Below are 14,368 nucleotides of genomic sequence, written 5' to 3' on the forward strand. Positions count from 1 at the left end.
CCCCCGATCCACGACGACGCAGCAGACGAAGAAAGCACCCTCCGTGACCACGACAGCAGCATCCGGATCCACCGTCAAGGACGGCGTCCACTACCACCAGTTCGACGTCGTCATCGTGGGTGCCGGCGGCGCCGGCATGCGCGCGGCGATCGAGGCAGGGCCGGGCGCGAAGACCGCGGTCATCTCCAAGCTCTACCCGACCCGCTCGCACACAGGCGCGGCGCAGGGCGGCATGGCCGCCGCCCTCGCGAACGTCGAAGAGGACTCGTGGGAGTGGCACACGTTCGACACGGTCAAGGGCGGCGACTACCTCGTCGACCAGGATGCCGCCGAGATCCTCGCGAAAGAGGCCATCGACGCCGTCATCGATCTCGAGAACATGGGCCTGCCGTTCAACCGCACCCCCGAGGGCAAGATCGACCAGCGCCGCTTCGGCGGCCACACCGCCGACCACGGCAAGACCCCGGTGCGCCGCGCGTGCTACGCCGCCGACCGGACCGGCCACATGATCCTGCAGACGCTCTTCCAGAACTGCGTCAAGCTCGGCATCAACTTCTTCAACGAGTTCTACGTGCTCGACCTGATCACCGTGAAGGCCGAGGACGGCTCGACGCAGATCGCCGGCGTCGTGGCGTACGAGCTCGCCACCGGCGACCTGCACGTCTTCCAGTCCAAGGCCGTGATCTTCGCGACCGGCGGCTTCGGCAAGATCTTCAAGACGACCTCGAACGCCCACACCCTCACGGGCGACGGCGTCGGCATCATCTGGCGCAAGGGGCTGCCGCTGGAGGACATGGAGTTCTTCCAGTTCCACCCGACCGGTCTCGCCGGCCTCGGCATCCTGCTCACCGAAGGCGCGCGCGGCGAGGGCGCCATCCTCCGCAACGCCTCGGGCGAGCGCTTCATGGAGCGCTACGCGCCGACGATCAAAGACCTGGCGCCCCGCGACATCGTCAGCCGCTGCATGGTGCAAGAGGTGGCGGAGGGTCGCGGTGCCGGACCCCACCGCGACTACGTGCTGCTGGACTGCACGCACCTGGGTGCCGAGGTGCTCGAGACGAAGCTCCCCGACATCACCGAGTTCGCCCGCACCTACCTCGGCGTCGACCCGGTCGTCGAGCCCGTGCCCGTCATGCCGACCGCGCACTACGCGATGGGCGGCATCCCGACCAACAACGACGCGCAGGTGCTGAGCGACAACACCACCGTCGTCCCCGGACTCTATGCCGCCGGCGAGTGCGCGTGCGTCTCGGTGCACGGCTCGAACCGCCTGGGCACGAACTCGCTCCTCGACATCAACGTCTTCGGCAAGCGCGCCGGCAAGAACGCGGTCGAGTATGCCAAGACCGCCGACTTCGTCGACCTGCCCGACGACCCCGCGGCCGAGGTGCGCGCGCTCATCGAGGGCCTGCGCAACAACCAGGGCACCGAGCGGATCGCCGTGCTGCGCAAGAAGCTCCAGGACGAGATGGATCGCAAGGCCCAGGTGTTCCGCACCGACGAGTCGCTCGGCGAGGTGCTCGACGTTATCGAAGAGCTCCGCGAGCGCTTCAAGAACGTGCACGTCGACGACAAGGGCAAGCGGTTCAACACCGACCTGCTCGAGGCCGTCGAACTCGGATTCCTCCTCGACATCGCCGAGGTCGTCGTCGTGACCGCCCGCAACCGCAAGGAGAGTCGCGGCGGTCACATGCGCGACGACTTCCCCCAGCGCGACGACGAGAAGTACATGCAGCACACGATGGCGTACCTCTCGGGGGATGCCGGCTCTTCGCAGTCCGACGACCACATCCGGCTCGACTGGAAGCCCGTCGTCTTCACGAAGAACGAAGCCGGCGAGTTGCGCTACCCGCCGTTGGAGAGGAAGTACTGATGTCGACCGCGCTCGTGGATCCCGACGGCTCCGCCACCATCGAGGCCGAGACGCCTGCCGACACCGGCATCCAGTCCTTCCTGATCACCTTCATCATCCGCCGGTTCGACCCCGAGGTCGACGAAGAGCCGCGTTGGGTGGACTACGACGTCGAGCTGTACTCGACCGACCGCGTGCTCGATGCCCTCCACAAGATCAAGTGGGAGGTCGACGGCTCGCTGACGTTCCGTCGCTCGTGCGCCCACGGGATCTGCGGGTCGGACGCGATGCGCATCAACGGCCGCAACCGCCTCGCCTGCAAGACGCTGATCAAGGACCTCGACATCTCGCAGCCGATCTACGTCGAGGCGATCAAGGGCCTGCCGCTCGAGAAGGACCTCGTCGTCGACATGGAGCCGTTCTTCGCCTCCTACCGCGAAGTGCAGCCGTTCCTCATCTCGAGCTCGAAGCCCGACGCCGGCAAGGAGCGCATCCAGTCGATCGTCGATCGCGAGGTCTTCGACGACACGACCAAGTGCATTCTCTGCGCGGCATGCACCTCGTCGTGCCCCGTCTTCTGGACCGACGGGCAGTACTTCGGCCCGGCCGCGATCGTCAACGCGCACCGCTTCATCTTCGACTCGCGCGACGATGCCGGCGACGTGCGCCTCGACATCCTCAACGACAAAGAGGGCGTGTGGCGCTGCCGCACGACCTTCAACTGCACCGAGGCATGCCCTCGCGGCATCGAGGTCACCAAGGCCATCGCCGAGGTCAAGCAGGCCGTCCTGCGCGGGCGCTCGTAGCGGCCCGCACGTGACATCCGGCGCTCCCCTCATCCTCACGGCCGGGATGCGCCGCGCGCGCGGCGCCGTGACCGCCGCCTACGCCGCCCAGGGCCTCGGCTACGCCGTGATCGTGACGTCGCTGCCCGCGCTCAAGGAGCGCCAGAGCGTCGACGACACGGTCGTCACGATCCTCGTTCTCGGCGTCGCCATCCTCGCCGCCGGCGGCTCGGTGCTCGCGAACCTCGTCGCCGTGCGCGCGGGCAGCCGCCCCGCGCTGGCGCTCGGCCTCATCCTGCAGGGCCTCGCACTCCCCCTCATCGCGATCCCGACGCCTTTCCCCTTGTTCGTCGTCGCCTTCGCGCTGTTCGGCGTCGGACTCGGCTGCGTCGACGCCGCCGCCGCGATGCAGGGCGTCGCCCTGCAGCGGGCGTACGGGCGCCCCCTTCTCGGCGGCTTCTTCGCCGCGCTCACGGCGGCCGCGATCGCAGGCGCCCTCCTGGTGTCGCTCGTGGCGGCATCCGCCCTCGCCGCAGGCGTCGCCCTCGCGACCGCCGGGGTCGTCGCGCTCGTCATCGGCGCCGTCGGATCGCGCTTGTTCGCGGTCGAGGGTGCGGATGGGGCGGATGCTGCGCCCGCGGCTTCCGAGCCGCGGGCGCGCGTGCCGCTCCCCCGTGCCGGCATCTGGGCGTTCGGCTTCGTGATCCTCGCCGCATTCGTGGTCGACTCGGCCGTGAGCACGTGGAGCACCGTCTACCTCTACGACGGCCTGGCCGCGCTGCCGTGGCTCGCGCCCCTCGGGTACGCGGCCTACCAGGCGGCGGTGCTGGTGGCGCGGCTCGTCACCGACCGTCTGCTGCCGCCGCTCGGACCACGCCGCCTCGTGGCGATCGCGGTCGTCGTCTCGGTCGTCGGCTGCGTCGTCGTCGTGCTGGCGCCCGCACCCGGCATGGCCGTCGTCGGCTTCGCCCTCGCCGGCGTCGCCACCGGAGTCCTCGTGCCGGTCGCCTTCGGCGCCGCGGGCGACCTCGACCCCGCGCACAGCGACCAGGTGATCGCGCGCGTCAACCTCTTCAACTACGCCGGCGCGATCCTGGGCGCGGTGGCCGTGGGGGTCGTCGCCGAAGGCACCGGGCTCGGCCTCGCGTTCCTGCTGCCGGCTGTCGTCCTCGCGGCGGTGCTGTTCGTGGTGCCCCGATTCCGAACCGCGTCCGAGGCTCGGGCCGTGGATGCCGCGTCGCCCCGCTGACGCTCGCTAGTCTGACACCGTGACGGACGATTCCTCGCGGGAGCACCGAGATGCGGCGGCCACCGCTCGCGCCGAAGAGGAACGCCTGCGGGATCGGTTCGAGGCGACGCAGGTCAGTCTTCGCGAGCGCTTCGACGTGCCGATCAGCCGGGCGACTGCGCTGACGCAGGCGACGCTGGCGACGTTCCCCGTGCGTGTGTGGCGGCACTTCCTGCAGCACAACGGGTTCCTGCTCGCCGCGGGCGTCAGCTACCAGGCGCTGTTCGCGACGTTCGCGGGCATCTACGTGGCCTTCGCCGCTGCCGGGCTCTGGCTCGGCGGCAGCGAAGAGGCGATCACCGCCCTCATCAACCTGATCAACAGCTACATCCCCGGCCTCATCGCCCCTGAGGGCGGCCTCTTCACACCCGAGCAGGTCACGGCGATCGCCACGAGCAGCGCGACCACCCTCGGCGTCACCGGCATCATCGCCCTCGGCACCCTCATCTGGACCGCCATCGGCTTCGTCACCTTCGCGCGCCGCGCGGTGCGCGACATCTTCGGACTCCCGCCCGACCTCCGCAGCTACGTCTTCCTGAAGGCGAGAGACCTCCTCGGCGCCCTCGCGTTCGCGCTCGCACTCGCCATCGGATTCGTCGCGACGTCGATCGGCACGTGGGCGCTGAGCCTCGTGTTCAGCCTGTTCGGCTGGAGCGATGCGACCGGCTGGTACGGCGCCGCGACCCGCATCGGCACGATCCTGATCTCGTTCGTCGTCTTCACCGCCGCCCTCGGCGCCCTCATCCGCTTCCTCACCGGCACGAAGCTCGCATGGCGGCGCATCTGGCCGGGCGCGCTCCTCGGCGGCGGAGCGATCACGGTGCTGCAGCTGTTCACGGGCTGGCTCTTCATCTACACGCCCTCCAATGCGCTGCTCGCGACGTTCGCGATCTTCGTGGGGCTCCTGCTGTGGTTCCGCATCATCGGCATCATCATGCTGGTCGCGGCTGCGTGGATCGCCGTCGCCGCGCACGATCACGATGTGCCGCTGCTGCCGCAGACCGAGGCCGAGCGGCTCGCCGAAGAGCACAGCGCGCTGCTGCTTGCGGCCCACGTGCGCCTGCGAACCGCCCAGCAGGAGCGCGACAGCGCCCCGTGGTACCGCATGCCGTTCGCGCGCCGCGCGGTGCGCGAGGCGCAGGACGAGCTCGACCGCGTCGAGGCGTCCGCGCCCCCGCCGGCGGCGAAGCGCGGCTCTCTGCTGGAGTGACGCGGCCGACATTGCGTGTCGGAGGCCGAGGCTAGGCTGGCGGTCGTGTCTCGCAGCATCCGCATCGCCTCGATCAACGTCAACGGAATCCGCGCGGCGACGCGCAAGGGCATGCTCGAGTGGCTCGACGCCGCCGATGTCGACGTCATGGCACTGCAAGAGGTGCGCGCGACAGAAGCCGAGCTGCGCGCCGCCCTCCCCGGGTGGGAGGTCGTCAACGACGAGGCGCTCGCGAAGGGGCGTGCCGGCGTGGCAGTGGCCAGTCGCCTGCCGTCGGTCGAGGCCCGCCGCGTGCTCGGCCCCGAGCCGCTGGATTCGGCCGGACGCTGGATCGAGGCCGACTTCGACATCGACGGCGAGCAGCTCTCCGTCGTGAGCGCCTACGTGCACACCGGCGAGGCCGACACGCCCCGGCAGGATGCGAAGTGGGCGTTCCTCGATGCGATGGAGCGTCGGATGCCGCAGCTCGCCGCCACGTCTCCTCTCGCGATCGTCATGGGCGACCTGAACGTGGGCCACCGCGAGCTCGACATCCGCAACTGGAAGGGCAATGTCAAAAAGGCCGGGTTCCTTCCCCGCGAGCGCGCGTACTTCGACCGGTTCCTGGGCGCCGCAGGCGCCGAGGTCGCAGGCGTCGACGGCTCGACCGGCCCAGGCCTCGGCTGGGTCGACGTCGGGCGCCGCCACCACGGCGACATCGACGGCCCGTACACGTGGTGGTCGATGCGGGGGCGCGCGTTCGACAACGACGCCGGCTGGCGCATCGACTATCACCTCGCCACCCCCGCCCTCGCCGAGCGCGTGACCGACTATCAGGTGGTGCGGGCACCGTCGTGGGACACGCGCTGGAGCGACCACGCCCCGGTCGTCGCGGATTACACGATCGGCGCCTGAGCGCGGGACGCGGCGTTCGGCCGAGGCCGCGGCATCCGCTCTCTAGACTGGTCGGATGAGCAAACCGCGCCTGTACTCCGGCATGCAGCCCTCGGCCGACTCCCTGCAGATCGGCAACTACATCGGGGCCCTCATGCAGTGGCGCGATCTGCAGGAGGCGTACGACGCCTTCTTCTCGGTCGTCGACCTGCACGCGCTCACCCAGCCGAACGATCCGGCCGAGCTCCGCGAGAAGACGCGCCGCACCGCCGCGCAGTACATCGCCGCCGGGATCGAGCCGTCGAAGTCGACCCTCTACGTGCAGTCGCACGTGCACGCCCACGCCGAGCTCGCGTGGATCCTCTCGACCATCACCGGCTTCGGCGAGGCCGGGCGCATGACGCAGTTCAAGGACAAGTCGACCCGGTACGGCAACGATGCGACCTCGGTGGGCCTGTTCACCTACCCGGTGCTGATGGCCGCCGACATCCTGCTCTACCAGACCGACATCGTTCCGGTCGGCGACGACCAGAAGCAGCACGTCGAGCTCACGCGCGACCTCGCCGAGCGGTTCAACTCCCGCTACGGCCAGACCTTCCGGGTGCCGATGCCCGTGATCCAGCAGGACACCGCGCGCATCTACGACCTGCAGAACCCGGTCGCGAAGATGTCGAAGTCTGCCGAATCGGATGCCGGGGTGCTGTGGTTGCTCGATGACCCGTCGGCGTCGGCCAAGAAGGTCATGCGGGCTGTGACCGACTCCGAAGGCTCGGTGCGGTACGACCGCGAGAACAAGCCGGGCGTCTCGAACCTGCTCGTGATCTACGCCGCCCTCACCGGCCGGCAGATCCCCGCGATCGAGGACGAATACGCGGGCCGCGGCTACGGCGACTTCAAGAAGGGCCTCGCCGACGTCGTCGTGAACGAGTTCGGTCCGGTGCGCGCTCGCGCGCTCGAGCTGCTCGACGACCCCGCCGAGCTCGACCGTGTGCTCGGTGCGAACGCCGAGCGCGCCGCCGACGTCGCCGACCGCACCCTCGGCGACGTGTACGACAAGGTCGGCCTGCTGCGCCGGCGCTGAGTTGCGGCGAGCGGTGGTGGGCGGTGGTTCGTCACCGCAGACGTTCATAACTCCGGATGACCGCGCGATTCGCGTCGGAATCGGGCCTCGCGCGCGAACCATCCGGAGTTATGAACACGCGCGACTCGGCAGAGGGCGGGTGGCGGAAAGTCGGCGCGTGTGGCGTGACGACCGTCAGCGCGTTGCGTGCCTGGACAGCATCCCGCGGAGCGCGGCCAGCACCTCCTCCGGGCGGTACATGATGTCCTCGGCGGTCAGCCGGAGGACGCAGTAGCCCAGCCGCGCCAACGCCAGGTCGCGGCGGTAGTCCTTCAGCTGCTGCGCCCAGCCCGAGTGGTACTGCCTGCTGTCGCACTCGACCACCAGCCAGCCGTCGAGCACCAGATCGACGAAGCCGATGCCGGCGAACGCGACCTGCAGCTCGATGTCGCATCCCAGTCCGCGAGCCATCAGCCGCACGAAGGTCTCGGGTCCCGACTGTGCTCGACCGTCGACCAGACGCTCGAGCGCGCCATACTTCGCCGGGAGCATCGCGAAAACGTCCCGCAGGGCATCTGCGCCCAGCAGCCCCAGGTTCAGGGCGCTGTCGATTGAAGCGACCGCGGCCCGTGGCGGCTGACACAGCACGGCGTGAGCCAAGGCGACGCGGATGTCGGCGCAGGTGGATCGCACGTCGACCTCTGGCGCGGCGAGCCAGTGCAGCCGGGTCCCGAGCGACCTCCGCGGTCGAAGCCTCCTGCTCCGACTCTGCGGAGTGCGCATCCGGGTCGCGTCTCGCGGGACGTGTACGTGCAGACGCACGTTCGCGAGCACGAAGACACCGAGCAGTTGCAGGAGCGACAGGCAGGTCAGGCGCCCGCCCACACGCACGGCTCGCACGACAGCATCCGGCGTCTCGATGTGCAGGTACCGGTCGCGGCGCGCCCGAATGAGCACGCCGGCTCTGACCGCCCTCGTGATCTCGCGTCCGCTCATGCCGTCCTCCAGCAGGTCTGCGCGCGTCCGGTAACTCGTCCACATGCAGGAGAGGTTCGTTCGACTGCCCCACCGAACGGCGGCCTTCCGCCGAATTGTGGATGCTGCCGCTCGAACTCCCCGCTGTGGAGGAGTGGCAGCGTTCATAACTCCGGATGGTTGACGACGCCGCGATGACAAAGCCCAGAATCCCGCGGCTCATGGACCGGGCTGTTGCAACCATCCGGAGTTATGAACGGGTGGCGGGGCACATAGACCGCCGCGCGGGCCACGACCCGCACCGTAGGCTGTGCCGGTGGAACCTGTGACCCTGCGCACCGAGCGACTCGAGTTGTCGTTGCCGACCGAGGCCGACGTCGACGCGATCTTCCGGGCGTGCCAGGACCCCGGGATCCAGCGCTACACCCCTGTGCCGGTGCCGTACGAGCGGTCGCACGCCGAGGCCTTCATAGCGCGCATCCCCGCCGACTGGGCGGCCGGACGCAACCTCACGTGGGGGATCCACGAGGCGGACGTGCTCGTCGGCACGATCGGCCTCTACCGCATGGACGGCGACGGCAACGGCGAGATCGGCTTCTGGATGGCTCCGAAATCGCGCGGCGGCGGCCGCCTGCTCGAGGCCGCGAACGAGGTGATCCGCTGGGGCTTCGCACCCGACGGGCTCGGGCTCACGCGCATCGAGTGGCGCGCAGTGGTCGGCAACCTCGCATCGGCCAAGGTCGCGCGCTCCCTCGGGTTCCGCTACGAAGGGCTCATGCGCCGCCCTCGTCGATTCCAAGCGCCGCGACGACGGCTGGGTCGCAGCCCTTCTCACGACCGACGACCGGACGCCGCAGCCCTGGCCTCCGCTGGGCGACTGAACACGCCACTGACACGCCATCCGCCCGGCGTGGCAGGATGAGCGCATGCCCGAGATGCCCGAGGTGCAGGGGCTCGTCGACTTCCTCGACGGGCGGCTCACGGACGTGCCGATCACGCGCACGATGGTCGCGAACATCGCCGCGCTGAAGACCTACGACCCGCCCATCGACGCCCTGAACGGCTCCGAGATCACCCGCGCTTCGCGGCACGGCAAGTTCATCGATCTCGCGACCACCGGCCCGCACCTCATCTTCCACCTCGCCAAGGCGGGCTGGCTGCGCTTCACCGAGCAGCTCCCCGCCACCCTCATCAAACCGGGCAAGACGCCGATCGCGCTGCGCGTGGCGCTCGGCGACGGCTCGGGGTTCGATCTGACCGAAGCGGGCACCAAGAAGTCGCTGGCGGTCTACGTCGTGCGCGAACCCGCTGACGTCCCCGGCATCGCCCGGCTCGGCCCCGATCCGCTCGACCCCGCGATCCCGCTCGAGACCTTCGCGGGGCTCCTCGCGGGGCGTCGCACGCAGATCAAGGGGGTCCTCCGCGACCAGTCCACGATCGCCGGTGTCGGCAACGCCTACTCCGACGAGATCCTGCACGCAGCGAAGATGTCGCCGTACGCGCTCGCGTCGTCGCTGTCCGAAGACGACGTCGCGCGCCTGCACGCGGCGATGATCGAGACGCTGACGGATGCCGTCGCCGCGGCATCCGGCAAGCCCCCCGCCGAGCTGAAAGACGCCAAGCGCCGCGGCATGCAGGTGCACGGGCGGCGCGGCGAGACGTGCCCGGTGTGCGGTGACACGGTGCGCAGCGTCTTCTTCGCCGACAACTCGCTCGAGTACTGCGCGACGTGTCAGACCGGCGGCAAGATCCTCGCCGACCGGCGCCTGTCGCGGCTGCTCAAGTAGCCGGTGCGCGGCCGGTCGTCCCCATCATCTCGCGCGCATCGTCGTCGACCCAGTCGAGCGACTTCGCCACCGCCTTCTGCCACAGCCGATAGCGCCGCTCGCGCTCCTCGGCCGGCATCCGCGGCTCGAAGCGCACGTCCTCGCGCCAGTGCTCGCGCAGCTCGTCGCGGCTCGTCCACACGCCTGTCGCGAGTCCGGCGGCGTAGGCCGCGCCGAGCGCCGTGGTCTCGACGACGCGCGGTCGCACCACCGGGATGCCGAGGATGTCGGCCTGGAACTGCATGAGCCCGTCGTTGCGGGTCATCCCGCCGTCGACCCGCATCTCGGGCAGGGCGCGCCCGGTGTCGGCGACGACCGCCTCGACCACGTCGCGGGTCTGGAATGCCGTCGACTCGAGGGCCGCACGCGCGATGTGCGCCTTGTTGACGTATCGGGTCATGCCCACGAGCGCGCCGCGCGCGTCGGGCCGCCAGTACGGGGCATACAGTCCCGAGAACGCGGGCACGAAGTACGCGCCGCCGTTGTCTTCGACGCTCGCGGCGAGCGATTCGACGTCTTCCGAGCGCTGGATGATCCCGAGGTTGTCGCGCAGCCACTGCACGAGTGAGCCGGTCACCGCGATCGAGCCCTCGAGCGCATAGCGCGCGGGCTCGCCGGTGCACCGGTACGCGACCGTCGTGATGAGGCCGCTCTGCGACCGCACGATCTCGGTGCCGGTGTTCACCAGCAGGAAATTGCCGGTGCCGTAGGTGTTCTTCGACTCCCCCGCGTCGAACGCGGCCTGCCCGAAGGTCGCCGCCTGCTGGTCGCCGAGGATGCCCGCGATCGGCGCGCCGTGCAGAACATCCGGCAGATGCGATGTGCCCACCACCTCGGACGACGAGCGGATCTCGGGCATCATCGCGCGCGGAATCCCCCACACCTCCAGCAGCTCGTCCGACCAGTCGAGGGTGCGCAGGTCCATGAGCAGCGTGCGGCTCGCGTTCGTCACATCGGTGACGTGGATGCCGCCGCGAGCGCCTCCGGTGAGATTCCAGATCACCCACGTGTCGGGTGTGCCGAAGAGGAGGTCGCCGGCGGCAGCGGCTTCGCGCGCGCCGGGGACCTGGTCGAGGATCCACGCGATCTTGGATGCCGAGAAGTAGGTGGCCAGCGGCAAGCCGGTGGTCTCCGCGAAGCGGAACGTGCCGGCCTCTCCGCCCTCGGCGGCGAGGGCGTCGATGCGGGGCTGCGTACGCGTGTCCTGCCACACGATCGCGTTGTAGACAGGGCGTCCGGTGCGCTTGTCCCACACCATCGCGGTCTCGCGCTGATTCGTCACCCCGACGGCGGCGACGTCGGATGCTGCGACCTCGGCCCGCTGCAGGCACGCGGCGATCACCCATTCGGTGTTGGTCCAGATCTCGACAGGATCGTGCTCGACCCATCCGGCGCGCGGGAAATGCTGCTCGTGCTCGCGCTGTGCGGAGGCGACGACCCCACCGCGGACGTCGAAGACGATCGCCCGTGTCGAGGTCGTTCCCTGATCGATGGCCAGGACGTGATCTGCCAACGCCCTCTCCTTCCTCGTGGGCGGCGGTGCCCGCATTCGGTGACCCGCGCGCCTGCGCCCGGGGTGCGGTCAGGCTATCGCGCGGAGGCGGTCGCCCAGGTCGGATCGGCGGCATGGACACCGGCGAGACCGCGCGCGATCTCGGTCTCGATGCGCGCAGCATCCCACCCGAGTGAGGGCGCGACGGCGGCGGCGATCTCGGCGACGGCGTCGGGACCCGCAGCGCCAACGAACGCGAGGCTCGTGCGGCGCTTGAGCAGATCATCGAGGTGGACGACGTCTTCGGTCGCGGCGATGTGGCGCAGCTCGCCCGTGCTGTAGCCCGGGACGTGCACGAGGGGTGCGTCTGCGGCGTCCTCGGCGATGGCGTCGATGACGGCGGTGGCGATCGTGCCGTACCGGTCGAGCAGGGTCGCGACCCGATCGGCGGGCAGCTCGTCGGTGTGCGCTGCGATCCACTGCTGGCGCGCGCGCTCAGTGGTGGGGTACCCGCGTCCGCCGCCGATCGGCACGCCCTTGGTCGAGCGCCGGCGAGGCCGCGCGAGGAGGTGCATGGCCCGATCTGCGAGATGCTCGGCCGACGCCCGGAATGTCGTCCACTTGCCGCCGACGAGGCTCAGCACAGTGGCGTCGGTGCCCACAAGGGGGGCCGACTCGACGCGGTAGTCGCGCGAGACGAATCCGGGGGCGGTCTCGCCGTGGCCCGGCAGCGGACGAACACCCGCGAAGCGGTAGACGATCTGCGAGCGGTCCACGGCGACAGCGGGAAGGACCTGCCCGATCAGATCGAAGAAGTAGTCCACCTCGTCCTCGGTGCACACGATCGGGTCGGTCATCTCGTGCTCGAGGTCTGTCGTGCCGACCAGCACGCGGCCCTTGAGCGGATAGATGAGGACGATGCGGCCGTCCTCGTTCTCGAAGAAGAGCTCGCGCCCACCCGTCGCCGCGAGCAGCTCAGGGTGGTCGAGCACGATGTGCGAGCCCTTCGTGCCGCCCATGTAGCGGGTGGGGTCGCCGAGGGCGAGGTTGGTGAGATCGGTCCAGGGCCCGGTGGCATTGATGACGACGGATGCCGCGAACAGCGTCTCGGCACCGGTGACGCCGTCCCGCAGCACGACGCGTCCGTCCCGCACCCCGGCCGCGGCGGTGTAGTTGGCCGCGCGCGCGCGATCGGCGCCCGCGGCGCGCCCGTCCCGGAGCACGTCGATCGCGAGTCGCTCAGGATCGTGGAGCGAGGCATCCCAATAGGTGGCGGTGTACTTCACGCCGGGGTTCAGCTCGGGGAGCTCCGCGAGCGAGCGCTTGCGACCCTGGAACGAGTGCCGGGGCACGCGCCCGCCACTCCGCGAGAACGAGTCGTAGATCACGAGGCCGATCTTGATGAGCACCGCACCACGGCCGTGGTGCTTGCCGCCGTGGCGCAGGAACCGCAGCGGGGCGCTCAGGATTCCGGCGAAGGTGGTGAAGATCGGGATGGTGGTCTGGAGCGGCCGCACGTAGTGCGGAGCGATGCGCAGGAGCGCGTTGCGCTCGGTGACCGCTTCGTGGACGAGACGGAACTCGCCGTTCTCGAGATAGCGGATGCCGCCATGGATCATGTGCGACGAGGCGGCAGAGGCGCCGCTGATGAAATCGGCGCTCTCGACCAGCGCGACATCGACGCCCTGCAGGGCGAGATCGCGGAACGTCGCGAGCCCATTGATGCCGCCGCCGATGATGAGCACATCCGCGTACGGGCGCTCTGCCAGTGCGTCGAATCCTCGTGCCGTGCCTGCCCCGGTCATGCGTCCCCCTGGTGTCTCGTACGCCGTCCCTCCATGATGACATCGCTGGACGTCCTTGCAGACCTTCTGCACATACGTGCAGACTGACTTCGTGGATGACCAGACGGATGCCAAGACCGTGCGGCGAGCCCTGACCGCCGCGCACCTCTACTACGTGCAGGACCGCACGATGGAGGCGATCGCGCGCGAGCTCGGGACGTCGCGATCCACGGTCTCTCGCCTGCTCACCCACGCACGAGCGAGCGGGATCGTCGACATCCGCATCCGATCGCCGTTCGCCGCCCCGCAGCTTCTCGAGGACCGACTCGCCGACCGGTTCGGCGTGACCGCACACGTGGTGCCGGTGCCCGACGACGCCGGCGACGTCGAACGCCTCGAGCGCGTCGCGGTCGCCGCCGCCCACATGCTGAACGAGCTCGTGCAGGCCGACATGACGATCGGGGTGGCATGGGGCTCGACGACGGCCGCCGTCAGTCGGCACCTCATCCCCCAGCCCGTCCACGGTGCGACATTCGTGCAGCTGAACGGGTCGGGGAACACCCACACGACGGGCCTGCTCTACGCGAGTGAGATCCTCAGCCGCTTCGCGACGGCGTACGGCGCAAGCGCCCAGCAGTTCCCGGTGCCGGCGTTCTTCGACGACCCGCGCACCAAGGTCGCGATGTGGCGCGAGCGCAGCATGCGCCGCATCCTCGCGATGCAGGCGGCGATGGATCTCGTCGTCTTCAGCACGGGCTCGGCAGGATCTCGCGTGCCGAGCCACGTCTACACCGGCGGGTATCTGGAAGCGCAGGAACTCGCCGCCCTCGAGACCGCCGGGGTGGTCGGCGACGTCGCGACGGTGTTCTTCCGAGCCGACGGCTCGAGCGACGGCATCGCGCTGAACGATCGTGCGACCGGCCCGCACTTCGACGTGCTGCGCCGCGTGCCGCGACGCCTCTGCGTCGTGTCGGGCGTATCGAAGCTGTCGAGCCTGCGGGGTGCCCTCGCGGCGGGTCTCGCCACCGACCTGGTCGTCGACGAGGCGACCGCACGCGCCCTCACCGACGGTGCCGGCGCCGGATCATTCGCCGACATGGAATGAACCGCCCGTCGGCGCGTTGACTACACTCGTGAGCAGAAACGTGCTCCGGGGTCGGTGAGAATCCGAACCGGCGGTGACAGTCCGCGAGCTGAGGCGGCTTCCCGATAGGGAAGCAGTC

12 protein-coding genes are annotated in these 14,368 nt (G+C 69.8%); 9 read left to right on the forward strand and 3 right to left on the reverse strand.

The annotated features are described in order from the left end of the window. The first annotated feature begins 43 nt into the window (after positions 1 to 43). The 6 genes from sdhA to trpS are packed head-to-tail and all read left to right on the forward strand — an operon-like array spanning position 44 to position 7,089. Entirely contained in the window at positions 44 to 1,873 is a 1,830-nt protein-coding gene (sdhA, locus tag FFS15_RS07480) for a succinate dehydrogenase flavoprotein subunit (RefSeq protein WP_137844387.1), read from the forward strand. Beyond that, the gene (locus tag FFS15_RS07485; RefSeq protein WP_137844388.1) at positions 1,873 to 2,658 is read left to right on the forward strand and encodes a succinate dehydrogenase iron-sulfur subunit; all 786 of its coding nucleotides are present in this window, start codon (positions 1,873 to 1,875) and stop codon (positions 2,656 to 2,658) included. The genes sdhA and FFS15_RS07485 overlap by 1 nt, the downstream gene beginning before the upstream one ends. Before the next feature lie 10 nt (positions 2,659 to 2,668). Beyond that, positions 2,669 to 3,886 carry an MFS transporter gene (locus FFS15_RS07490; RefSeq protein WP_249353827.1) on the forward strand — a complete coding sequence of 406 codons (1,218 nt, stop codon included), beginning with the start codon at positions 2,669 to 2,671 and terminating at the stop codon, positions 3,884 to 3,886. Between the two features lie 19 nt (positions 3,887 to 3,905). Beyond that, entirely contained in the window at positions 3,906 to 5,135 is a 1,230-nt protein-coding gene (locus FFS15_RS07495) for a YihY/virulence factor BrkB family protein (protein ID WP_137844389.1), read from the forward strand. A 45-nt stretch (positions 5,136 to 5,180) separates the two neighbouring features. Further along, a complete protein-coding gene (locus FFS15_RS07500) occupies positions 5,181 to 6,029 on the forward strand; it encodes an exodeoxyribonuclease III (protein ID WP_137844390.1) in 849 nt (282 codons plus the stop codon). 55 nt (positions 6,030 to 6,084) lie between these two features. After that, the gene (gene trpS, locus FFS15_RS07505) at positions 6,085 to 7,089 is read left to right on the forward strand and encodes a tryptophan--tRNA ligase (protein WP_137844391.1); all 1,005 of its coding nucleotides are present in this window, start codon (positions 6,085 to 6,087) and stop codon (positions 7,087 to 7,089) included. 174 nt (positions 7,090 to 7,263) lie between these two features. Here the strand turns inward: trpS and FFS15_RS07510 are convergent, their stop codons facing one another. Further along, on the reverse strand, positions 7,264 to 8,109 hold the full coding sequence (locus FFS15_RS07510; protein ID WP_137844392.1) for a DUF559 domain-containing protein: 846 nt from the start codon (positions 8,107 to 8,109) through the stop codon (positions 7,264 to 7,266). 250 nt (positions 8,110 to 8,359) lie between these two features. On the opposite strand from FFS15_RS07510, the gene FFS15_RS07515 reads away from it, so the two are divergent. Continuing rightward, complete coding sequence (locus tag FFS15_RS07515; RefSeq protein WP_349290455.1) at positions 8,360 to 8,965, forward strand: GNAT family N-acetyltransferase; 606 nt, start codon at positions 8,360 to 8,362, stop codon at positions 8,963 to 8,965. Between the two features lie 4 nt (positions 8,966 to 8,969). After that, a complete protein-coding gene (locus tag FFS15_RS07520; protein WP_137844393.1) occupies positions 8,970 to 9,830 on the forward strand; it encodes a DNA-formamidopyrimidine glycosylase family protein in 861 nt (286 codons plus the stop codon). Here the strand turns inward: FFS15_RS07520 and glpK are convergent. Continuing rightward, positions 9,823 to 11,382 carry a glycerol kinase GlpK gene (gene glpK / locus FFS15_RS07525; RefSeq protein ID WP_171013120.1) on the reverse strand — a complete coding sequence of 520 codons (1,560 nt, stop codon included), beginning with the start codon at positions 11,380 to 11,382 and terminating at the stop codon, positions 9,823 to 9,825. The genes FFS15_RS07520 and glpK overlap by 8 nt on opposite strands. 74 nt (positions 11,383 to 11,456) lie before the next feature. Continuing rightward, positions 11,457 to 13,166 carry a glycerol-3-phosphate dehydrogenase/oxidase gene (locus FFS15_RS07530; RefSeq protein WP_137844395.1) on the reverse strand — a complete coding sequence of 570 codons (1,710 nt, stop codon included), beginning with the start codon at positions 13,164 to 13,166 and terminating at the stop codon, positions 11,457 to 11,459. A 91-nt stretch (positions 13,167 to 13,257) separates the two neighbouring features. On the opposite strand from FFS15_RS07530, the gene FFS15_RS07535 reads away from it, so the two are divergent. Further along, positions 13,258 to 14,250, forward strand: a complete 993-nt coding sequence (locus FFS15_RS07535; RefSeq protein ID WP_137844396.1) for a sugar-binding domain-containing protein — start codon at positions 13,258 to 13,260, stop codon at positions 14,248 to 14,250. The last annotated feature ends 118 nt before the right edge of the window (positions 14,251 to 14,368 follow it).

Source organism: Microbacterium sp. 2FI (genome assembly GCF_005502885.1).
Lineage (GTDB): Bacteria > Actinomycetota > Actinomycetes > Actinomycetales > Microbacteriaceae > Microbacterium.

Excerpts from the sequence above, each read along its gene's own strand:
- FFS15_RS07520 (WP_137844393.1), top strand. The coding sequence starts at position 8,970 with ATGCCCGAGATGCCCGAGGTGCAGGGGCTCGTCGACTTCCTCGACGGG.
- FFS15_RS07510 (WP_137844392.1), bottom strand. The coding sequence starts at position 8,109 with ATGTGGACGAGTTACCGGACGCGCGCAGACCTGCTGGAGGACGGCATG.
- trpS (WP_137844391.1), top strand. The coding sequence starts at position 6,085 with ATGAGCAAACCGCGCCTGTACTCCGGCATGCAGCCCTCGGCCGACTCC.
- FFS15_RS07485 (WP_137844388.1), top strand. The coding sequence starts at position 1,873 with ATGTCGACCGCGCTCGTGGATCCCGACGGCTCCGCCACCATCGAGGCC.
- FFS15_RS07530 (WP_137844395.1), bottom strand. The coding sequence starts at position 13,166 with ATGACCGGGGCAGGCACGGCACGAGGATTCGACGCACTGGCAGAGCGC.